Genomic DNA, 21,545 nt, shown 5'->3' on the forward strand with positions numbered 1-21,545 from the left:
ACTCGGGCGATTCCTGCGACTCCTGCGCTGACATGCCCTTGAGCCTAGTTAGTCCCCTTTAGCGAGGAAAGTCGAGCCTGCCCCGAGCCGACCGTCAGGTCCGCCTCCCGCTCCCGCTCCAGCAGCGCGCGCAGCGGACCGGGGGCCGCCGCCAGCTCTGCGTACGCGCCGCGCTGGACCACCGCACCGCCGTCCAGGACGAGCACCTCGTCGACCGCTTCCAGGCCGGCCAGCCGGTGCGTGATCAGCACGGTGGTGCGGCCCTCGGTCGCGGCCAGCAGGTCCGCGGTCAGCGCGTCGGCGGTGGCCAGGTCCAGGTGCTCGGCCGGCTCGTCCAGGACGAGGACCGGGAAGTCCGCGAGCAACGCCCGCGCCAGGGCGAGACGCTGGCGCTGGCCACCGGAGATCCGCTCGCCGTGCTCGCCGACCAGCGTGTCCAGCCCGTCCGGGAGCCCCTCGGCCCACTCCAGCAGCCGGGCCGCGGCGAGGGCCTCCCGCAGCCGCTCCTCGCTCGCCCCCGGGGCGGCCAGGCGCAGGTTCTCCCGTACCGAGCTGTCGAAGATGTGCGCGTCCTGGGCACACAGGCCCACGACCCGGCGCACGTCGTCCCCGTCGAGGGCGCGCGCATCGGTCCCGCCCAGGGTGTACGCACCTTCGTGCTGGTCCAGGAAGCGCAGCAGGACCTGTGCCAGCGTGGTCTTGCCGGCTCCCGAGGGCCCGACCACCGCGATCCGGCGGCCCGCCTCCAGGGTCAGGTCGAGCCCGCTCAGCGCCTCCTTCTCCTGCCCGGGGTGGCGGGCGGCGAGCCCCGTCAGCCGCAGCGGGAAGGGCGAGGCGGGCAGGGCTTCGGGCCGCTCCGGCTCGGTGACCGGGGCGGGCGTATCGATGACTTCGTAGACCCGCTCGGCGCTGCGCCGGACCCGCTGGCGGTACTGGACGGCCTGCGGAAGCCCGCTGACGGCCTCGAAGGCGGCCAGCGGGGTCAGGACCACCACCGCCATGGCCACCCCGGACAGCCGGCCCCCCGCGACGGCGTTCGCCCCGACGGCGGCCGAGCAGACCACGGTCAGGCCGCTCGCCACGGCCGACAGCCCGCTCCCGAGCCCGGTGACGGCGGCCGCGCGGGCCGCGATCCCGGTCAGTGTGCGGTCGCTGTCCTTCGCGGCGGCCTTGCGCGCGGCGAGCGCTCCGGCGACGGTGAGCTCCGCGGTTCCGGTGAGCAGATCCGCCACACGGCTGGCGAGCTCGCCCCGGGCGGGCGCCAGCCGGCGTTCCGTCCGGCGGGCGCACACCGCGCTGACCAGCGGTACCCCGACACCGGCGGCCAGCAGCCCGACGGCCAGCACCGCCCCGGCCCCGGGCAGCAGCCAGGCGGTGAACGCCACCGAGCCGGCGCCCACGAGCACCGCGGTACCGACGGGCAGCAGCCAGCGCAGCCAGTAGTCCTGCAGGGCGTCCGCGTCGGCCACCAGCCGGGTCAGCAGATCCCCGCGCCGCTGGGTGCGCAGTCCGGCGGGCGCGATGCGCTCCAGCCGCTGGAACACCGAGACGCGCAGGTCGGCGAGCATCCGCAGGACGGCATCGTGGGACACCAGCCGCTCCGCGTAGCGGAAGACGGCCCGTCCCATGCCGAAGGCGCGCGTGGCGGTGACGGCCACCATCAGGTAGAGCACCGGCGGCTGTTCGGAGGCGCGCGAGATCAGCCATCCGGAGACTGCCATCAGCCCGACGCTGCACCCGACGGCCAGCGCCCCGAGGAACAGCCCGAGCCTGAACCGTCCCTGCCAGGCCTTGGCCACCCCCCGTACCCGCCTGAGCGGATCGCCGCCGCCGGCATCGGCACCGCCCGTGCCGCCCGCCCGCTCCGGGGCGTCCCCGAGGATCCATTCGCCGGGGTCGCGCGGCACCGGTCCCGGCGCCGTCCGTGCCGCCCGCGCGGCGGGAAGGGGCCCGGCGGGGCCGGACCCGACCCTCACGACCCGGTCGGCCAGCGCCAGCAGCGCCGGCCGGTGCACCACCAGCAGGACGGTCCGCCCGACCGCGAGGCGGCGTACCGCCTCCACCACGGCAGCCTCGGTCTCGCCGTCCAGGGCCGCCGTCGGCTCGTCGAGCAGGAGCACCGGCCGGTCCGCCAGGAACGCCCGCGCCAGGGCCAGCCGCTGGCGCTGCCCGGCGGACAGCCCGGCACCGCCCTCGCCGAGCAGGGTGTCGACGCCCCGCGGCAGGGCCCGTACGAACTCCCACGCCCCGGCGTCCACCAGGGCGGCGGTCACCTCGGCATCGGCGGCCCCGGGCCGCGCCAGCCGTACGTTCTCCGCGATCGTCCCGGCAAACAGGTGCGGCCGCTGCGGAACCCACGCAATCCGCTCCCGCCACTGCTCGGGCGCCAGCTCGGCCAGGTCCGCGCCCCCGACCCGGACCCTGCCCGCACTCGGCGTCACGAAGCCCAGCAGCACCTGCAGCAGCGTGGACTTGCCCGCGCCGCTCGGACCGGTGAGGGCCACGCATTCGCCCGGTTCCACGGTCAGCGAGACGGGTCCGGGGGAGTCCTCACCCCGGCCCTCGTACCGGACGGCCACCCCGTCGAGCTCGATCCGCAGCCCTTGGACGGCGACGTCGGCCGTGCCCTGCGAAGCGGCGACCGGGGTCTCCAGCACCTCGAAGATCTCTTCCGCGGCGGCCAGCCCCTCCGCCGCCGCGTGGTACTGCGCCCCGACCTGACGCAGCGGCAGGTACGCCTCGGGCGCCAGGACCAGGATGACCAGCCCGGTGTAGAGGTCCAGCTCCCCGTGGACGAGCCGCATGCCGATGGTCACGGCGACCAGCGCCACCGACAGGGTCGCCAGCAGTTCCAGGGCGAACGAGGACAGGAACGCGATGCGCAGCGTGCGCATCGTCGCCTGCCGGTAGTCATCGGTGATCTTGCGGATGGACTCCGCCTGCGCCTTGGCACGGCCGAAGACCTTCAGGGTCGGCAGGCCCTCCACCACATCCAGGAAGTGCCCCGAGAGGCGGGACAGCAGCCGCCACTGGCGGTCCATCCGGGACTGGGTGGCCATGCCGATCAGGATCATGAACAGGGGGATCAGCGGCAGCGTGACCACGATGATGGCCGCCGATACCCAGTCCTCGGTGACGATCCGCGCGAGCACCGCCACGGGGACGACGATCGCGAGCCCGAGCTGGGGCAGGTACCGCGAGAAGTAGTCGTCGAGGGCGTCCACTCCCCGGGTGGCCAGGGCCACCAGGGACCCGGTCCTCTGTCCGCTCAGCCAGCCGGGTCCGAGGTCCGCCGCCCGCTCGAGCAGCCGGCCGCGCAGTTCCGACTTCACCGCCGCGCTCGCCCGGTGCGCGGCCAGCTCGGTCAGCCAGGCGACCAGGCCCCGGCCGAGCGCCACCGCCGCGAGCAGCAGCAGCGGCGTCCGCAGGGCTTCGCCGTCCAGTCCGTCCTCGAAGGCACCGACCACGATCTCGGCGATGAGCATCGCCTGGCCGACGACCAGCCCCGCTCCGGCGAGCCCGAGGGCCACCACCGCCCCCAGGAAGAGGCGTGTGGAGCGGGCGTACCGAAGCAGGCGCGGGTCGATCGGTTTCACGTGAAACATCCCCCAGGCAGGATCAGGCGGGGCGGGACGGGCGGAGCGGGATCAGTGCACGTCGACGATGTGCTGGGTGCCGATGCGCTTGCGGAACACCCAGTAGGTCCACGCCTGGTAGAGCAGGACGAGCGGGGTCGCCACCGCCGCGCACCAGGTCATGATCTTCAGGGTGTACGGGCTGGACGAGGCGTTGGTGACCGTGAGGTTCCAGGCGCTGTCCAGCGAGGACGGCATGACGTTCGGGAACAGGGTCAGGAAGAGCATGGCGACGGCGGCCGCGATGGTGACTCCCGACAGGGCGAACGCCCAGCCCTCCCGGCCCTTGAAGGTGAAGCCGAGGGCGCCGACCAGGGCCAGGACCGCCACGAGCATGGCGATGAGACTCCAGCCGTCACCGCGCGAGGCCTGGGTCCAGATCAGGAAGGCGAGCGCCAGGACGGCGGTCACCACCCCGAGCCGCATGGCCAGCTTGCGCGAGCGGTCCCGGATGTCACCGACCGTCTTGAGCGAGGTGAACACCGCGCCGTGGAAGGTGAACAGGGTCAGCGTGACCAGGCCGCCGAGGATCGAGTAGACGTTGAGCAGGTCGAAGAAGTTTCCGACGTACTCCATGTCCTGGTCGATCTTCACTCCGCGGACGATGTTGGCGAAGGCCACGCCCCACATGAACGCGGGGATCAGCGAGGTCCAGAAGATCGCGTGTTCCCAGTTGGTCTGCCACTTGTCCTCGGGCCGCTTGTGGCGGTATTCGAAGGCGACCCCGCGGATGATGAGGCAGATCAGGATGACCAGGAGCGGCAGGTAGAAGCCGGAGAAGAGGGTGGCGTACCACTCCGGAAAGGCGGCGAAGGTCGCGCCGCCGGCCGTGAGCAGCCAGACCTCGTTGCCGTCCCACACGGGCCCGATCGTGTTGATCAGGACCCGCTTCTCCGTGCGGTTGCGGGCGAGCAGCTTGGTCAGGACGCCGACTCCGAAGTCGAAGCCCTCCAGGAAGAAGTAGCCGGTCCACAGAACGGCGATGAGCACGAACCAGACGTCGTGGAGTTGCATGGTGTGGTCTCCTCAGCCTCAGTACGAGAAGGCCATCGGCCGGTCGGGGTTCTTGTCGTCTCCGCCGATCTTGGTCGGCGGGTTGAGGTCGGCCTCGGTGAGCTCGGGCGGGCCGGCCTTGACGTACTTCACGAGGAGCTTGACCTCGATCACGGCGAGCACGGCGTAGAGCAGCGTGAAGCCGATCATCGAGGTGAGCACCTCGCCCTGGGAGACGTTCGGCGAGACCGCGTCCCGGGTGCGCAGGACTCCGTAGACCACCCAGGGCTGGCGGCCCATCTCGGTGAAGATCCAGCCCCAGGAGTTGGCGATCAGCGGGAAGCCCATGGTCCAGAGCGCGATGATCCAGTACCAGTTCGTGAACTTGGGGCTCAGCGCCTTCTTGAAGAGGACCAGGTGCGGTACCTCGTCCTCACCGGTGCGCAGTCCCGGCGGCAGCATGAACTTCTTGCGGGTCAGCCAGAGCCCCAGCATGCCGACGCCGAGCGAGGCCATGCCGAAGCCGATCATCCAGCGGAAGCCCCAGTAGGCGACGGGGATGTTGGGCCGGTAGTCACCGGGCCCGAACTTCTCCTGCTCGGCCTTGTTGACGTCGTTGATGCCCGGGACGAAGGAGGTGAAGTCGTCGTTGGCCAGGAAGGACAGCAGGCCCGGAATCTCTATCGCGACCGTGTTGTGGCCCTTTTCCACGTCGCCGTAGGCGAAGAGGGAGAAGGGCGCCGGCGCCTCGCCGTCCCACAGCGCCTCGGCGGCAGCCATCTTCATCGGCTGCTGCTTGAACATCACCTTGCCGAGCAGGTCTCCGCTGATGGCGGTTCCCAGACCGGCGATGATCATGACGACCAGGCCGAGTCGCAGCGAGGTCCGCATGACCGGGATGTGCTTCTTGCGGGCGAGGTGGAAGGCCGCGATGCCGACCATGAACGCGCCGCCGACGAGGAAGGCCGCCGTCATGGTGTGGAAGAACTGGGTCAGCGCGGTGTTCTGCGTGAGCACCAGCCAGAAGTCGGTGAGCTCGGCCCGGCCGCGCTCGGGATTCATCCGGTAGCCGACCGGGTGCTGCATCCAGGAGTTCGCCGCGAGGATGAAGTACGCGGACAGGATGGTGCCGATCGAGACCATCCACATGCAGGCCAGGTGGATCTTCTTCGGCAGCTTGTCCCAGCCGAAGATCCACAGGCCGATGAAGGTGGACTCGAAGAAGAAGGCGATGAGCGCCTCGAAGGCCAGCGGGGCTCCGAAGATGTCACCGACGAACCGCGAGTAGTCGGACCAGTTCATGCCGAACTGGAACTCCTGGACGATGCCCGTGACGACACCCATCGCGATGTTGATCAGGAACAGCTTGCCCCAGAACTTGGTGGCCTTGAGGTACTTCTCCTTTTCCGAACGCACCCAGGCGGTCTGCAAGATCGCGACGAGCGCGGCCAGGGAGATCGTCAAGGGAACGAAGAGGAAGTGATAGACGGTGGTAATACCGAACTGCCATCGCGCCAGGGTCTCTGGCGCCAAAGCTAGGTCCACGTCGTCGTCTCCTTCGTTTTCGCCGTGGTCACAGCCGCAGTTTGCCTCTTGCATCCCACCAATCCGGGAGGAAGCAGGACACGCTTGTGAACGCGTTCACATTCACAAGCATTATGTCGCACTGCTGTCCGCATCTTCCAGGGGGGTCCCCCCCTAGCGAATAAATTCAACAGATTGTTGAATGCGACCCATGAAGATTCGATTCCTCTGGCCCGCCGGCCAGCTCACCGCAACGCTCGACGAGACCCCTACCGCCAAGGCGCTCGCCGACGCGCTCCCCATTTCCGCCTCGGCCAACACCTGGGGGGAGGAGGTCTACTTCGACACCGGCGTCTCCGTGGCCCTGGAGCACGACGCCCAGCAGGTCGTCGAGCCCGGCACGGTCGCGTTCTGGACCGAGGGCGACGCGCTCGCGCTGCCCTACGGCCCCACCCCGATCTCCCGAGGGGGCGAGAGCCGCCTGGCGAGCCCGTGCAACGTCCTCGGCTCGTTCGACGGCGACCCCCGCCTGCTGGCCACCGTCCGCGACGGCGACCCCATCCGCGTGGAGCTGGCCTGACCGGGAGCTGGCCTGACCGGGAGCCGGTCGGGCCTCAGCCGGTCGGGCCGCAGCCAACCCGGCCGGACTGACCGATCGGCTCCCGGGAGCTCTAGAGCTCCTTGAAGAACGCCTCCGCCGTGTGCAGGAAGAGGTCGTTCGCCTCGGGCTCGCCGATCGTGACCCGCAGGCCCTCGCCCGCGAAGGGCCGGACCACCACGCCGGCCTTCTCGCAGGCCGCCGCGAAGTCGGCGGTCCGCTCCCCGAGCCGCATCCACACGAAGTTGGCCTGCGTCTCGGGCACCACGGTCCAGCCCTGGGCCAGCAGCGTCCCGTAGACCCGGGCGCGCTCGCCCACCAGCGATCCGACCCGGCCCATCAGCTCGTCCTCGGCCCGCAGCGAGGCGACCGCCGCGTCCTGGGCGAGCTGGCTGACACCGAAGGGCACCGCGGTCTTGCGCAGCGCCGCGGCCACCGGCTCGTGCGCCACGGCGAAGCCGACGCGCAGGCCGGCGAGACCGTACGCCTTGGAGAACGTACGCAGCACGGCCACATTGGGGCGGCTGCGGTAGAGCTCGATGCCGTCCGGAACCTCGACGTCGCGCACGAACTCCTTGTACGCCTCGTCGAGGACGACGAGAACGTCGGAGGGCACCCGGTCCAGGAACCGCTCCAGCTCTGCACGGCGCACCGCGGTGCCGGTGGGGTTGTTGGGGTTGCAGACGAAGATCAGGCGGGTCCGCTCGGTGATCGCCTCGAACATCGCGTCCAGGTCGTGCACGTCCCCCTCGGCCAGGGGTACCTGGACCGAGGTCGCACCCGAGATCTGAACGATGATCGGATAAGCCTCGAAAGACCGCCAGGCGTAGATGACCTCGTCGCCCGGACCCGCCGTCGACTGGATCAGCGACTGGGCGACCCCGACCGAACCGGTGCCGGTGGCGATGTGCTCGACCGGGACCCCGAACCGCTCCGCGAGTTCGTTCACCAGACCCGTGCACGCCATGTCCGGGTACCGGTTGAAGTGGCCGGCCGCCGCGACCGCGCTCTCCAGCACCCCAGGCAGGGGCGGGTACGGGTTCTCGTTCGAGGACAGTTTGAAAGCGACCGGGCCGCCCGCCGCAGCGGGCTTCCCGGGCTTGTAGGTGGGGATGCCGTCCAGCTCGGCGCGCAGCTTCGGGCTCTTCTCGCTCACCGCAGGTCCTCCTCGACCATCCCGTACGACGTCGCCGTCGACTCAATACTCCTCACCTTATGAGGATTCCGTCCATCCGAGAACGGCAGGCGCCTGGAATGCGGGAGAGCGCACGCATATATGCGTGCGCCGGTGGCCTGCGCCGTGGCGCGCGTCCCTCGTACAGGTGAGTTGAGCAGAGCCCGGGAGCGCACCGTTTTGGCATGCACGGTCCCGTCGACAAGGGCACCAGACACCGTTCGTGACCAAACACCTTCATTTCCAAGGTCATTGGGGGTGGCGAACCATGCAGAATCGTGCCTGTCAACGCGTGCATATGCATCCGGACCGCCCTGCCCACCGAGCCCTACTATCGGCTCGCCATGACAGCAGCAGGGAAGCATCAGGTGAGCCGGACCGAGACCACCCGGCGGGCCGCCGGCCGACAGGGCCGGGCCGGCATCAGGGACGTGGCCGCCGCGGCGGGCGTCTCGATCACGACCGTCTCCGACGCCCTCAACGGGAAGGGACGGCTGCCGGACGCCACCCGCCGCCACGTTCGCGAGGTCGCAGACCGGCTGGGCTACCGCCCTTCCGCGGCGGCCCGCACCCTCCGTACCGGCAAGTCGGGCCTCATCGGCCTGACCGTGACGACGTACGGGGATGAACCTTTCACCTTCACCGAATTCGCGTACTTCGCCGAGATGGCCAGGGCCGCCACCTCCGCCGCGCTCGCCCGCGGCTACGCCCTCGTCATCCTCCCCGCCACCTCCCGACACGACGTCTGGTCCAACGTGGCCCTCGACGGCACCGTCGTCATCGACCCCTCCGACCACGATCCCGTCGTCACCGAACTGGTCCGCCAGGGTCTGCCCGTCGTCTCCGACGGACGCCCCGCCGGCTCACTCCCCGTCACCGCCTGGGTCGACAACGACCACGAGGCCGCCGTCCTGGGCCTCCTCGACCACCTCGCCGCCGCCGGAGCCCGCCGCATCGGGCTGCTGACCGGCACCACCACCGACACCTACACCCGGCTCTCCACCACGGCCTACCTGCGCTGGTGCGAACGCGTGGGCCAGGACCCCGTCTACGAGTCCTACCCCGCCCACGATCCGTGCGCCGGCGCCGTCGCCGCCGACCGGCTGCTCGCCCGGCCCGACCGGCCCGACGCCGTCTACGGTCTGTTCGACCCCAACGGCACCGACCTGCTCGCCGCCGCCCGGCGCTACGGCCTGCGCGTTCCCGAGGATCTGCTGCTCGTGTGCTGCAGCGAATCCACCGTGTACGCCAACACCGAACCGCCCATCACCACTCTGTCCCTCAAACCGCGCCGCATCGGCACCGCAGTCGTCCAGCTGCTCATCGACGCCATCGAGGGCGTCGACACGGGCGGACCCGTCGAACAGGTCATCCCGACCGAGCTGATCATCCGTACCTCGTCCCAGCGCAGGCAGCCCCGTACGACCGTCAGCCCGCCCCGATCCCCGGCACAGGACTGACCACCACGCCGGCCCAACGGCGGGGCCTGGGCCCCGCCGAGGATTTCCGCAACACCGATATCGGGAGAAACCGGCAGGAAGGACCGGTTCCGCTCAGGATTCACCACCCCTGGTGCGTCACAGAGCGCGAGCTGCATTCCTATGATGGGCGCACGACATCACGGACCCTCCGCCCCAGAGGCGGGAGGTCCGCAGGTGTACGGCAGCGCGACGGTGGTGGAGGGGTCGATGACTCAGGGGGCCGGTCAGGGACCCGCGGTGCGGACGGACACCGAGCGGGACTTCCGGTTGCCGGTCGCCGAACCCGCCGCGCATACCGTCCCCCCGGGGACCGCAGCAGCCGGATCGGGCGGTCCCGCGGGGCTCGGGGCGGACGCACCCGTCTACGGCGAGTACCCCGCGTACTACGGCGCGGGCCCGGCTCCCGTCCCCGCGCAGCACGGATACGGCCACGAAGGCCCGTACGGCGCCGCCGGCGCCCCCGGCGAGCCCGGCCACCCCATGGGCCACGCCTCCGAGGACAGCGACCCCGAGGGGTACACCCCGACGCAGCGGGACCTCCCCGTCATCGGGCGCGGCGCCCTCGGCGGCCCCGGTGACACCGTCCAAATCCAGTACGTCCCCCAGGAGACCCCCGGCGAGGGCCCCGGCCCGCTCTACGTCGTCGGCGACGTCCACGGCTACATCGACGAGCTCGTCGCCGAACTGCAGTTCCAGGGGCTCATCGACGCCGACCGCAACTGGTCCGCCGGCAATGCCCGGCTGTGGTTCCTCGGCGACTTCACCGACCGCGGCCCGGACGGCATCGGGGTCATCGACCTCGTCATGCGGCTCTCCGCCGAAGCCGCCGCCGCGGGCGGCTACTGCAAGGCCCTCATGGGCAACCACGAGCTGCTGCTCATCGGCGCCAAGCGGTTCGGGGACACCCCCGTCGTCTCCGGCGCCGGCACCGCGACCTTCCAGGCCGCCTGGCTCCTCAACGGCGGCCAGCGCACCGACATGGACCGGCTGCAGGACGTCCACCTCCAGTGGATGTCCCGGCTGGACGCGGCGGTCCTGGTGGAGGACCACCTGCTCCTCCACTCCGACACCACCGCCTACCTCGACTACGGCGACTCGGTCGAGGACGTCAACGACACCATCCACGAGCTGCTCAACCGCAACGACGCCGACATCACCTGGGACCTGTTCCGCAAGTTCACCAAGCGCTTCGCCTTCCGCGACGAAGAGACCGGTCCCCAGGCCGTGCGCGAGCTCATCGGCACCTACGGCGGCAGCCGCGTCGTGCACGGCCACAGCCCCATCCCGTACCTGCTGGGCGAAGTGGGCACCGAGGACGGCGACGGGGCGCACGGTCCCGAGGCCGTCGTCGGCCCCCACGTCTACGCGGAAGGCCTGGCCATCGCCATGGACGGTGGCGTGACGATGGCGGGCAAACTGCTCGTCGTGCAACTCCCGCTGAACGACTGAGGCTTCCCGGAGCTGGGTATTTCCGGAAAGCCCCTGTCAACGTACGGCGTGGGCGCTCTACCATCGCTCTATCCGTAGCAGGCTCTCCTCCGTTTGTGCCGGTGCCCCGTTCTACGCGGGCATACCGGTCCCTACGGAGCATCGGGGGATGCACATGACCAGCGCTCCGCACCTGCTCACCGAAGACCGACCGGAGTTCGATCGGCTCCTCGACGAGGCGCTGCGCACGGCGAACGCCCGGCCCGAGCTCGCCGCCCTCGGCGAACGGCTGAACGCCGAACAGCTGCGCACCATGGCCATGGGGGCCACCTCGCTGCTGACGGCCGCGGCCGCGGCCGAGTACGACCACTACGTGAAGGTCCGCAAGGAACGGCAGGACGAGATCCTGTCCACCCCCGGAACGACGGGGGAGGAGGACGACGGGCAGGGCGGTGGCGCGGGCGTCAGCGCCGTGGTCGCGGTCCTCGCGCCGGTCCTGGCCGGCACCGCCATGCTGATCTTCCTGCTGGTCGGCTACATCCTGAAGATGATCGAACCCGAACCGGCCTTCGCCGACACGATGCTGACGACGGGCTGGCTCTTCGGCGGCCTCACCGCCGCCGCACTGCTCTTCGCCGTGATCGGGCTGCTCGTCACGGCCCTCCGCAACAGTTCCACCGAGGTGGCGGCGGACGAGACCGAGGCGGTACCCGACGAGGTGGCGCGGGCCCGGGAGGCCTGGCGCAACGCCCTGCTGGAACGGGGCATCGTGCCGTTCCTCCGGGACGCGCTGGCCGATCCCAGCGCGGGGGCCGGCTTCCCGGCCCCCCGAAAGCCGGGGGCCGGGCGCATCCCCAACCTGGGATACTCCCGGCCCGATTTCACCAGTCCCGGGGCCCCGGCTCAGGGGCCCCGTCCCGGCTACGCGTCTCCGGACTTCACCAGCCCGGACTTCGGCGGCCCGGAGACCGGGCCGAAATGAGCACTACAGGCTGTTCGGCGTACCGGAGTAGGCCATATCACCCTTCCATCCGATGCCCTTGGCGCGGAGGCCGACCATCGGGTTCGGAGCAGGCAGGAGCTGTGTCCAGGCCTCGTCCCAGATGAAGGTTCCGCCTCCCACGTCGCCGTGCGTCTGGTACACCTGGCCGGTCGTGGTCAGCACCTTGATGTACGAGTCATTGCCCTGGGCCTCGATGGAGATGCCGCAGGCGAGACCGACGGGGAAGTTCCCGTTGTTGCTGATGTTCTGCCAGCGCGGCACACCGCCGGGCACGGTTGCCTGTCCCGCGTACGCGACCCCACCCACGAGTGCGGCGTGGAAGTCCTCGGTGTTCGAGGGCGAGTAGCTGTCGATGTCGACACACGGACCGGTCGCACCCGTGGCGCCGGTGGCACCCGTCGGACCGGTGGGACCGACGGGACCCGTCGGCCCGGTAGCACCCGATGCGCCGGTCGCACCCGTGGCACCCCGCGGGCCCGTCGGGCCAGTCGCGCCCCTGGGCCCGGTGGGACCCGTCGCACCCTTGTGCCCCTTGGGTCCGCGCGGGCCCCGCGGGCCTACCTTGCAGTCGTCGCCGTGGGCGAGCTGGCCGCCCTCGACCGCTCTGTGGTGCTGGGACTTGCAGTGGTCCGGACCTCCCGGAGCCTCGGCCAGCGCGACTGCCGGGGACGCCAGGCCCCCCAGCACCAGCGCCACCGTGGCGAGCGCGCCTCCCGTCAGCCAGCCGGCCCGACGGGGCAACGGCCCCAGGTAGGTACGGGCCTTGTTCTCAGAACTCATGTACCGCTCCTCGCAGACACCGGATCGAATCGACCTGCGAAGTCCGGAAATATGACCGGGCTCCGCGGGCCATCCTGAGGACCTCGCCCCCCCGAGTCCGATCGGCGCGCCCATCAGTCAGCGGAACGGCCCAGTGGACACCGCCACTTGGCGGCCTGCCGCACGGCCACACGGGTCTGCGCACGGTCACGCCATCCGGCGCAGGATGTTTCACGTGAAACACCCGTCTCTGTTTCACGTGAAACATCCCAGGCTTCGCCCGCCTAACCAGCGGACCGGTCTCCCAACACCCGCCTCCGCTGCGCGACATCCGCCAGCGCCGGCGAGCGCCAGGCTCCGTCCGGGTGGTACAGATTCCGGCCCGGCTCCACGATTTCGTCGATCCGGTCGAGGGTCGCGTCGTCGAGGACCAGCCCGGCGCCCGTCACCAGTGATTCCAGCTGCTCCATGGTCCGCGGCCCGATGATCACCGACGTGACCGCCGGATGCGCCAGCGGGAAGGCCACTGCCAGCTCGGGCAGCGTGCAGCCGATGGAGTCGGCGAGCTCCACCAGCTGCTCCACGGCCTCCAGTTTCGCGACGTTGCCCGGAATCGCGGGGTCGAAGCGGGCGGGAGTCAGCGCCGCCCGCCCCGAAGTCAGGTCAATGGCACCACCGAGCCGGTACTTCCCGCTCAGGAATCCGGATGCGAGCGGGCTCCAGGTCAGGACGCCCATCCCGTACCTCCGGGCCACCGGCAGCACACTGCTCTCGATCCCGCGCGCAAGGATCGAATACGGCGGCTGCTCGGTCCGGAACCTCGGCAGGGCCCGCCGCTCGGCGACGTGGTGCGCCTCCACGATCTCCTCGGCCGGGAAGGTGGAGCAGCCGAAGGCCCGTATCTTGCCGGCCCGGACGAGATCACCGAGGACGGACAGGGTCTCTTCGACGTCCGTGCCGTGATCGGGCCGGTGCACCTGGTAGAGGTCGATCCAGTCCGTGTCCATTCGGCGCAGGCTGTCCTCGACGGCACGGACGATCCAACGGCGGGAGTTCCCGCTGCGGTTGCGGCCCTCGCCCATCTGGAAGTGCACCTTGGTCGCGAGCACGACGTCGTCCCGCCGGCCCTTGAGAGCCTTGCCCACGATCGTCTCGGACTCCCCGGCCGAGTACATGTCCGCGGTGTCCACGAAGTTGATCCCGTGATCGAGCGCGGCGTGGATGATCCGCACACACTCCTCGTGATCCGGATTGCCCACCGCACCGAACATCATCGTGCCGAGGCAGTGCGCACTGACCTCGATGCCGGTCCCACCCAGAATTCGGTATCGCATGCTCATGGGCCCGCACTGTAGGAGCTGGAGCGCACTCCAGCGCAAGCACAAAGACGCCGGGCCGCTCCTTGAGGAGCGGCCCGGCGCTTGGGTTCACTGGCGGGTCATGGGGTTGCTTCCGCCGGAGTCACCCGTGCGGTTGCTAGCCGCGGTGCTTGTTGCCCTTGTCGGCCATGTGCTTGGCGGCCGGCTTCTTGGCAGCCTGGTTCTTGACGGCAGGCTTCTTGGCGGGCGGAATCTTGGCGGCCTGGTTCCGCAGCGGGGGGCTGTCGACGAGCGGGTTCACAGGGTCCCAGTCATCGGTGCACGTGAGGCTCGGAGGGTTACCGGGGTTCTGGGTGCACTCGAGCTCGTAGACCGTCCCGTCGGGCGCAACCGTTTCGACGTTGGTGATTCCGCCGTGGTCGCTGACGGAGACGCCGCACGCCCCGGCGGGGAAGCCGGCATTGTTGGTCAAGTTGTTCCACTCGAAGGGGCCAGCAGGCGCCGGGGTGAGGCTCCGGATTCCGACCCACACCCCCTGGTTGACCGAGACCCCCTTGATCTCATCGGACGAGTTGGGCTTGTAGGCGGAGACGGCATTGCACGAACCGGTGGCACCGGTCGCGCCCGTGGCACCCGTCGCGCCGGTCGCACCCGTCGCACCCGTGGCACCCGTGGCGCCGGTCGCACCCGTGGCACCGGTCGGACCCGAGGGACCCGTCGGGCCGGTGTCACCCGTCGCACCCGTAGCACCGTCAGCACCAGGCGCACCCGTCGCACCCGTCGCGCCGGTCGCACCCGTCGCACCGTCAGCACCAGGCGCACCCGTCGCACCCGTGGCACCGGTCGCACCCGTCGCACCCGTGGCACCGGTCGCACCCGTCGCACCGTCAGCGCCGGGCGTACCCGTAGCGCCAGTGGCGCCAGTGGGGCCGGTGGGGCCGGTGGGGCCTACAGAGCCCTCACCCCCCGGACCCGTCGCACCCGTGGCACCGGTCGCACCCGTGGCGCCGGTCGCACCCGTAGCGCCAGTGGCGCCAGTGGGGCCAGTGGGGCCAGTGGGGCCTACAGAGCCCTCACCCCCCGGACCCGTCGCACCCGTGGCGCCCGTCGCACCCGTCGCACCCGTCGCACCCGTCGCACCCGTCGCACCCGTGGCACCGGTCGCACCCGTCGCACCGGTCGCACCGGTCGCACCCGTCCCACCCGTCCCACCGGGGCCGGTAGGACCGGTGGGACCCGTGTCGCCCTTCGGACCGGTCGGACCCGTGGGGCCGGTCGGACCCGTCGGGCCGGTCTGGCCCTTGCAGTTGTCGTCGTGCCCGTCGTGGGGGTCGCGCCCGTCGTCGTCCCAGCCGGGACCGTCGCCCTCGTCCCCGCCGCCCAGGTACTTGTCCAGCAGCGCGGCGTGCGGCGGCTTGCCGTGGGGCCCGTCGTGCGGTCCGCCGTGGGGCCCGTCGTGCGGTCCGCCGTGCGGCCTGCAGTCGTCGCCTCCGCCACTCGACAGTGCCGCAGCGCTCACGGCCGAGGCGGTCGGCTTGACCGCCGCGACGACGGGGCTGGCCATGCCCACGAGGACGAGGGAGAGCGAGGCCAGGGCGCCTCCCGCAATCCACGCACGGTTGCGGGGGATGGGGCCAAGTGCCATGGCCTTGGTCCGATGCTCACGACTCATGTACAGCGCTCCTTTGAAACGGAATGCGAGCCGGCACGGGTGACGCCCCGGCTGCAAGTTCGATGTCCCTCCGGGGGCTACGGACGACAACTGGGGTGGCTTGAGTGTTTTTGGACCACATCAACAGATCGGCCTATCACGCCTCTACCAATGGATGCGTCTACACGCGCGCAACGGTGCTTCCATCGGCGTGCCGCCACCCAATCGGTCGCCTCACTCCCTAATGTCGCCCGCGATCCGTCCGAGGAGAGGGTGCTGCGGTGAGGCCGACCATCTGTCTGAACATGATCGTCAAGAACGAGGCGCCGACCATCCGGAAGTGCCTGGAGTCGGTGCGCCCACTGATCGACACCTGGGTGATCGTGGACACTGGCTCGACCGACGGCACCCAGGACGTCATCCGGGACTGCTTCGCCGACCTGCCCGGCACGCTCCACGACCGGCCGTGGAAGGGTTTCGACGGCAGTCGCACCGAGGCGATCGAACTCGCACGCTCCAGCGCCGACTACCTGCTGTTCATCGACGGCGACGACGAAATGCAGATTCAGCCCGGCTTCCGCATGCCGAACCTGACGCTCGACGCGTACCAGATCGCGCTGCACGACGGCCCGATCGTCCACTGGCGGCCGGCACTGGTCTCCAACCGGCTGCCCTGGCGGTACGTGGGCGTACTCCACGAGTACATCGAATCCGGCACCGAGTACAGCCGCGGCGTGATCGAGGGCTTCAACATCCTCTCCGTCGGCGGTGGCGGCCGCCTCCGGGCAGAAGGCCAGCGGGCGAAGTACCTGCGCGACGCGGAGGTACTCACCGAAGGCCTCGCGAAAGAACCCGACAACGCCCGTTACGCGTTCTACCTCGCCCAGAGCTGGCGCGACGCGGGAGAGCCGGAGAAGTCCCTCGCCGCCTACGACCACCGCGTGGCCATGGGCGGCTGGGCCGAGGAGACCTACTGCGCGCAGCTCTACGCCGCGCGGCTCGCGGTCACCCTCAACAGGCCGTCGGCCGAGGTCATGGACCGCTACCTCCGCGCACACGAGAGCCGTCCCTCACGCGCCGAGGCCCTCGGCGACCTCGCCCGCCTCTGCCGCCTCGAAAGCCGCTGGCCCCTCGCCTACATGTTCGCCCGGCAGGCCGTACGGATCCCGTACCCGGACGACATCCTCTTCGTCGAGTTCGCCTGGCACGACTGGCGCGCACTCGACGAACTCGCCGTGGCCGCCTACTGGACCGGGGAGTACCAGGAGTCGTCGGACTGCTGCGAACGCCTGCTCCAGGACGGCAAGCTCCCCGACGACCAGCAGGACCGGATCCTCGCGAACCTCGAGTTCGCGCGGCGCAGGCTGGGCGTGGAGTCCCGGGCATTCGCCTGACCCCGTCTCCTCGCGTGGCCTACGCGCCCGATCGACTCCCGTTGCGGAAAACCGCGTCGAGGGACCCTCGTCAGGCCCTCGTCAGCTCGATACCCTGAGAGCTCTCATGACCGTCATTGCCCCGACCCCCTCCGTTTCACCCCTGCTCGACCTGGTGCGGCCGACCCGTCCGACCCATGTGGTCGACGTGGGCGCCAACCCGATCGACGGAGACCCGCCGTACAAGGGCATGCTCGAGGCAGGCCTGTGCAGAGTGACCGGGTTCGAGCCGCAGCCCGATGCCCTGGAAACCCTGCAACGCAGCAAGGGGCCGTACGAGACCTACCTGCCCGACGTCCTCGGAGACGGCGGCATCCACACGCTCTTCGTAGCCACCAGCTCCGGGATGACCAGCCTCTTCCGCCCGGACACGAACAGGCTCGGGCTCTTCAACGGCTTCGACGAGTGGGGCCGGGTCCGCGAGGAGGTCCAGGTCGCCACCCGGCGACTGGACGACGTCGAAGCGGTCGGCGCCTTCGACCTGTTGAAGATCGACATCCAGGGCGCCGAGCTGATGGTCTTCCAGGGCGCCCGGGAAAAGCTGTCCGAGGCCGTGGCCGTGCACACGGAGGTCTCCTTCGTCCCGCTGTACGAGGACCAGCCCGTGTTCGGCGACGTGGACCAGGAGCTGCGCGCCCAGGGATTCATCCCGCACGCCTTCGCGGCGGTCAAGCGCTGGCCGATCGCCCCCGTGGTCTTCGGCGGCGACTTCCGCATGGCCCGGCACCAGCTCCTCGAAGCCGATGTCGTGTACGTGCGCGACTTCGGACACCCCGAATCCATGACCGACGAGCAGCTCAGGCAACTGGCCCTGGTAGCCCACCACGTCTACGACTCGACCGACCTCGCCTACTACTGCCTCAACCAGTTGAGCATCCGCAACCTCGCCGATCCCGACGCACCGAACCGCTACCACGCCGCACTGGGCTGACACGACGTACGCAACGGCGGCCCGCGACTCCCCCCTCGGTGTCGCGGGCCGTCCGTGCGTGCCGGGGCGCGGTCAGTCAGCCAGCGGCAGGTACACGCGGTTGCCTGCGGCGGCGAACTCGGCGGACTTCTCCGCCATGCCCGCCTCGATCTCCTCGGCGCCCAGGTCGCCACCGTGCTGGCGGCGGATGTCCTGGGAGATCTTCATCGAGCAGAACTTCGGACCGCACATGGAGCAGAAGTGCGCGGTCTTGGCCGGCTCGGCCGGGAGGGTCTCGTCGTGGAACTCACGGGCCGTGTCCGGGTCGAGGGCCAGGTTGAACTGGTCCTCCCAGCGGAACTCGAACCGCGCGTCCGACAGGGCGTCGTCCCATTCCTGGGCGCCCGGGTGACCCTTGGCCAGGTCCGCCGCGTGGGCCGCGATCTTGTACGTGATGACACCGGTCTTCACGTCGTCGCGGTTCGGCAGGCCCAGGTGCTCCTTGGGCGTGACGTAGCAGAGCATCGCGGTGCCCCACCAGGCGATCATCGCGGCGCCGATGCCCGAGGTGATGTGGTCATAGGCGGGCGCGACGTCGGTGGTCAGCGGGCCGAGCGTGTAGAACGGCGCCTCCTCGCAGATCTCCTGCTGAAGGTCGATGTTCTCCTTGATCTTGTGCATCGGGACGTGCCCGGGGCCCTCGATCATCGTCTGCACGTTGTACCGCTTGGCGATCGTGTTCAGCTCGCCCAGCGTCTTCAGCTCCGCGAACTGCGCCGCGTCGTTGGCGTCCGCGATGGAACCGGGGCGCAGGCCGTCACCCAGCGAGTACGTGACGTCGTACGTCGCGAGGATCTCGCAGAGCTCCTCGAAGTTCGTGTAGAGGAAGTTCTCCTTGTGGTGAGCGAGGCACCACGCGGCCATGATCGAGCCGCCGCGCGAGACGATGCCGGTCTTGCGGCGCGCGGTCAGCGGCACGTACGACAGCAGCACGCCGGCGTGGACCGTCATGTAGTCGACGCCCTGCTCGGCCTGCTCGATGACCGTGTCCTTGTAGATCTCCCAGGTGAGGTCCTCGGCACGGCCGTCGACCTTCTCCAGCGCCTGGTACAGCGGCACGGTGCCGATCGGCACGGGGGAGTTGCGCAGCACCCACTCGCGGGTGGTGTGGATGTTGCGGCCGGTCGAGAGGTCCATGACCGTGTCGGCGCCCCACTTGGTCGCCCAGGTCATCTTGTCGACCTCCTCCTCGATCGAGGAGGTGACCGCGGAGTTGCCGATGTTGGCGTTGACCTTCACCAGGAACCGCTTGCCGATGATCATCGGCTCGATCTCCGGGTGGTTCACGTTGACCGGCATGACCGCGCGACCTGCGGCGATCTCCTCGCGGACGACCTCAGGAGAGACGTTCTCGCGGATCGCGACGTACTCCATCTCCGGGGTGATCTCGCCCCGGCGGGCGTACGCGAGCTGCGTGACCGCGGCGCCGCCACGGCCGCGGCGGGGCTGGCGCGGACGGCCCGGGAACACCGCGTCGAGGTTCTTGAGGCCACCGCGCGGCGAGGTGTGCTTGATGCCGTCGTCCTCGGGGCGCACGGGGCGGCCCGCGTACTCCTCGGTGTCGCCGCGGCCGATGATCCAGTTCTCGCGCAGCGGCGGCAGGCCGCGGCGCACGTCGGTCTCGATCTGCGGGTCGGTGTACGGACCGGACGTGTCGTAGAGCGTCACGTCCTTGCCGTTGGTGAGGTGGACCTGGCGAACCGGCACCCGGATGTCGGGGCGGGAGCCCGCCACGTATCCCTTGTGCCAGCCAGGCTGGCGCTCGGTCTGGCCGTCGGCGTCCTGGCTGACGGCAGGCGTGCGTGCGTCCTGAATGGTCATGAGACCTAATCTCCCTACGCCGGCATTACCCGGTAACAGGTTCGGCGGTCGACGCAGCCTCCTCCCGTACGCATATTCGAATGCGAACGGTGATCAGCGCCCTCTCAGCCCGGTGCTCCGAGCTCCCGCGTTGTGCAAAGTAGCCCCCACGCTAGCGTCATGTGTGGCGTGCTGAACAGTGGGCCCCCTCATCTGTTGCGATGATCAGTCAGTGACGTCCTCGCCGCAGCCCCCCACCGTGCCCACGGATCCCGCTGGTCCCGCCGGCGACTCAGTCCATGCGTACACGGACCCCGGTCACTCGCCCGCCCCGTCTCCCGGCCACTCCCACGGCCATGCGCACAGCCATGGCCCGGCGGCCCCCGTCTCGAAGCACCTGCGCAAGGTGATCGCGGCCGTACTGATCCCCTTCGCCACCGCCGTCGTGATCGGCATGGCGGTGCTCTGGCCCGGCGGCGCACCCGGCCACGAGCGCACCGGGGTCGGGTTCGACCGGCAGACCCAGCAGGGCAGGGTCGTCGCGCTCCAGCACGTCGACTGCAAATCCGTGAACGCCGCGCAGGTGCCGGCCACCGGCGACACCTCCACCCCCGAGGGGCGCGAGGCCCTCGCCTCTCAGAACGGCGAGTGCAAGAAGGCCACCATCAGGGTCGGCAGCGGTCCCGACAAGGGCCGCGAGTTCGTCGAGGTCGTCCAGCCGGGCGCGCCACGACAGTTGACGGACGGCCAGGAGGTGGTGGTCGCCTACGCTCCCGACGCACCCCAGGACCTCCAGTACTCCGTGATCGACGTCAACCGCAAGCTGCCGATGGCCCTGCTCGCGGGCATCTTCGCCCTCGCGGTGGTCCTCGTCGGGCGGATGCGCGGGCTGTTCGCGCTCATCGCCCTCGCCGTCAGCTTCGCGGTGCTGACCCTCTTCATCCTCCCCGCGATCCTGCAGGGGTCGAATCCGCTCGTCGTGGCCGTGGTCGGAGCCAGCGCGATCATGCTGATCGCGCTCTACATGTGCCACGGGCTGACGGCCCGCACCTCGGTCGCCGTCCTCGGCACCCTCGTCTCGCTCCTGCTGATCGGCCTGCTGGGCTCGCAGTTCATCGACTGGGCCTTCCTCAGCGGCAACACGGACGACAACACCGGGCTGATCCACGGGCTCTACCCGAACATCGACATGAGCGGTTTGCTGCTTGCGGGTGTCATCATCGGATCGCTCGGCGTACTCGACGACGTGACCGTCACGCAGACTTCGGCAGTTTGGGAACTCCACCAGGCAGACCCGTCGATGGGCCCGCGCGGGCTCTACCGGGCAGGCATCCGCATCGGGCGCGACCACATCGCGTCTGTGGTGAACACCCTGGTACTGGCCTACGCGGGCGCGGCGTTGCCCCTGTTGCTCCTGTTCTCGATCGCGAACAGCAGCATGGGTTCGGTGGCCAACAGCGAGCTGGTCGCGGAGGAGATCGTACGAACCCTCGTGGGCTCGATCGGACTGGTCGCCTCGGTACCCGTGACGACGGCGCTGGCCGCGCTGGTGGTGTCCGCCGACCGCGCGGAATCCCCGGCGGCCCCAGCGGCCTCGGGGCCGCTGCGCGGCGGCCGGGGTCGGCGCCGCAAGCGCTGAAATGCGGACCGGCGGGCGCGACCGGTCAGTTCGCGCGCACGGCCGGCCGTGAGAAACGGCGTGCTGGAGCGCTCAGCGCGTCGGCACGCTGAGCCGTGGTGCGTAGTGCGGTGCTGCAGGTGGTGCAGCTGGTGCGGT

General features: G+C 70.2%; 15 protein-coding genes and 1 riboswitch. Of the genes, 7 read left to right on the forward strand and 8 right to left on the reverse strand.

Annotated elements, in window-relative coordinates:
• Positions 1–44 precede the first annotated feature (44 nt).
• The 3 genes from cydD to ABZY57_RS00270 are packed head-to-tail and all read right to left on the reverse strand — an operon-like array spanning position 45 to position 6,173.
• Positions 45–3,596, reverse strand: a complete 3,552-nt coding sequence (gene cydD / locus ABZY57_RS00260; RefSeq protein WP_356506578.1) for a thiol reductant ABC exporter subunit CydD — start codon at positions 3,594–3,596, stop codon at positions 45–47.
• Positions 3,597–3,647: 51 nt separating this feature from the next.
• Positions 3,648–4,649 (reverse strand): cytochrome d ubiquinol oxidase subunit II, encoded by a 1,002-nt coding sequence (gene cydB / locus ABZY57_RS00265; RefSeq protein ID WP_356506580.1) that lies wholly within the window; start codon positions 4,647–4,649, stop codon positions 3,648–3,650.
• 18 nt (positions 4,650–4,667) lie between these two features.
• Positions 4,668–6,173 (reverse strand): cytochrome ubiquinol oxidase subunit I, encoded by a 1,506-nt coding sequence (locus tag ABZY57_RS00270; RefSeq protein WP_356506582.1) that lies wholly within the window; start codon positions 6,171–6,173, stop codon positions 4,668–4,670.
• Between the two features lie 190 nt (positions 6,174–6,363).
• Between ABZY57_RS00270 and ABZY57_RS00275 the strand changes: the two genes are divergently transcribed.
• Complete coding sequence (locus ABZY57_RS00275; RefSeq protein WP_243331197.1) at positions 6,364–6,732, forward strand: cyclophilin-like fold protein; 369 nt, start codon at positions 6,364–6,366, stop codon at positions 6,730–6,732.
• A 91-nt stretch (positions 6,733–6,823) separates the two neighbouring features.
• On the opposite strand, the gene hisC is transcribed toward ABZY57_RS00275, so the two are convergent.
• A complete protein-coding gene (gene hisC, locus ABZY57_RS00280) occupies positions 6,824–7,906 on the reverse strand; it encodes a histidinol-phosphate transaminase (RefSeq protein WP_356506584.1) in 1,083 nt (360 codons plus the stop codon).
• A 362-nt stretch (positions 7,907–8,268) separates the two neighbouring features.
• Between hisC and ABZY57_RS00285 the strand changes: the two genes are divergently transcribed.
• From ABZY57_RS00285 to ABZY57_RS00295, 3 genes are all read left to right on the forward strand, one after another.
• Complete coding sequence (locus ABZY57_RS00285) at positions 8,269–9,384, forward strand: LacI family DNA-binding transcriptional regulator (RefSeq protein WP_214954921.1); 1,116 nt, start codon at positions 8,269–8,271, stop codon at positions 9,382–9,384.
• 213 nt (positions 9,385–9,597) lie between these two features.
• The gene (locus ABZY57_RS00290; RefSeq protein WP_356506808.1) at positions 9,598–10,854 is read left to right on the forward strand and encodes a metallophosphoesterase; all 1,257 of its coding nucleotides are present in this window, start codon (positions 9,598–9,600) and stop codon (positions 10,852–10,854) included.
• 148 nt (positions 10,855–11,002) lie between these two features.
• Positions 11,003–11,815 carry a hypothetical protein gene (locus ABZY57_RS00295; RefSeq protein WP_356506587.1) on the forward strand — a complete coding sequence of 271 codons (813 nt, stop codon included), beginning with the start codon at positions 11,003–11,005 and terminating at the stop codon, positions 11,813–11,815.
• 3 nt (positions 11,816–11,818) lie between these two features.
• Here ABZY57_RS00295 and ABZY57_RS00300 read toward each other — a convergent pair whose 3' ends face one another.
• The 3 genes from ABZY57_RS00300 to ABZY57_RS00310 all read right to left on the reverse strand — a co-directional run bounded on the left by ABZY57_RS00300 (position 11,819) and on the right by ABZY57_RS00310 (position 15,586).
• Positions 11,819–12,616: a hypothetical protein gene (locus ABZY57_RS00300; RefSeq protein WP_356506589.1), complete on the reverse strand. Its 798-nt coding sequence runs from the start codon at positions 12,614–12,616 to the stop codon at positions 11,819–11,821.
• A 263-nt stretch (positions 12,617–12,879) separates the two neighbouring features.
• The gene (locus ABZY57_RS00305; protein WP_356506810.1) at positions 12,880–13,929 is read right to left on the reverse strand and encodes an aldo/keto reductase; all 1,050 of its coding nucleotides are present in this window, start codon (positions 13,927–13,929) and stop codon (positions 12,880–12,882) included.
• A gap of 142 nt (positions 13,930–14,071) precedes the next feature.
• Complete coding sequence (locus ABZY57_RS00310; protein WP_356506591.1) at positions 14,072–15,586, reverse strand: hypothetical protein; 1,515 nt, start codon at positions 15,584–15,586, stop codon at positions 14,072–14,074.
• Positions 15,587–15,846: 260 nt separating this feature from the next.
• Between ABZY57_RS00310 and ABZY57_RS00315 the strand changes: the two genes are divergently transcribed.
• Both ABZY57_RS00315 and ABZY57_RS00320 read left to right on the forward strand, forming a co-directional pair.
• On the forward strand, positions 15,847–16,959 hold the full coding sequence (locus ABZY57_RS00315) for a glycosyltransferase (RefSeq protein ID WP_356506593.1): 1,113 nt from the start codon (positions 15,847–15,849) through the stop codon (positions 16,957–16,959).
• Between the two features lie 106 nt (positions 16,960–17,065).
• Positions 17,066–17,929 (forward strand): FkbM family methyltransferase, encoded by an 864-nt coding sequence (locus tag ABZY57_RS00320; protein ID WP_356506595.1) that lies wholly within the window; start codon positions 17,066–17,068, stop codon positions 17,927–17,929.
• Positions 17,930–18,001: 72 nt separating this feature from the next.
• Here ABZY57_RS00320 and thiC read toward each other — a convergent pair whose 3' ends face one another.
• The gene (gene thiC / locus ABZY57_RS00325; protein ID WP_356506597.1) at positions 18,002–19,789 is read right to left on the reverse strand and encodes a phosphomethylpyrimidine synthase ThiC; all 1,788 of its coding nucleotides are present in this window, start codon (positions 19,787–19,789) and stop codon (positions 18,002–18,004) included.
• Positions 19,784–19,928, reverse strand: a riboswitch (TPP riboswitch). It overlaps the preceding gene by 6 nt.
• A gap of 72 nt (positions 19,929–20,000) precedes the next feature.
• Here thiC and ABZY57_RS00330 point away from each other — a divergent pair.
• Complete coding sequence (locus ABZY57_RS00330; protein WP_356506599.1) at positions 20,001–21,407, forward strand: YibE/F family protein; 1,407 nt, start codon at positions 20,001–20,003, stop codon at positions 21,405–21,407.
• Positions 21,408–21,545 lie beyond the last annotated feature (138 nt).

Origin of the sequence: Streptomyces sp. NPDC006450 (genome assembly GCF_040612195.1) — a bacterium.
Classification (GTDB): domain Bacteria; phylum Actinomycetota; class Actinomycetes; order Streptomycetales; family Streptomycetaceae; genus Streptomyces.

What these genes read in the sequence shown, in the direction of transcription:
- cydB (WP_356506580.1), bottom strand. Translation starts at nt 4,649, where the DNA reads ATGCAACTCCACGACGTCTGGTTCGTGCTCATCGCCGTTCTGTGGACC.
- ABZY57_RS00275 (WP_243331197.1), top strand. Translation starts at nt 6,364, where the DNA reads ATGAAGATTCGATTCCTCTGGCCCGCCGGCCAGCTCACCGCAACGCTC.
- ABZY57_RS00285 (WP_214954921.1), top strand. Translation starts at nt 8,269, where the DNA reads ATGACAGCAGCAGGGAAGCATCAGGTGAGCCGGACCGAGACCACCCGG.
- ABZY57_RS00295 (WP_356506587.1), top strand. Translation starts at nt 11,003, where the DNA reads ATGCACATGACCAGCGCTCCGCACCTGCTCACCGAAGACCGACCGGAG.
- ABZY57_RS00300 (WP_356506589.1), bottom strand. Translation starts at nt 12,616, where the DNA reads ATGAGTTCTGAGAACAAGGCCCGTACCTACCTGGGGCCGTTGCCCCGT.
- ABZY57_RS00305 (WP_356506810.1), bottom strand. Translation starts at nt 13,929, where the DNA reads ATGCGATACCGAATTCTGGGTGGGACCGGCATCGAGGTCAGTGCGCAC.
- ABZY57_RS00310 (WP_356506591.1), bottom strand. Translation starts at nt 15,586, where the DNA reads ATGAGTCGTGAGCATCGGACCAAGGCCATGGCACTTGGCCCCATCCCC.
- ABZY57_RS00320 (WP_356506595.1), top strand. Translation starts at nt 17,066, where the DNA reads ATGACCGTCATTGCCCCGACCCCCTCCGTTTCACCCCTGCTCGACCTG.
- thiC (WP_356506597.1), bottom strand. Translation starts at nt 19,789, where the DNA reads ATGACCATTCAGGACGCACGCACGCCTGCCGTCAGCCAGGACGCCGAC.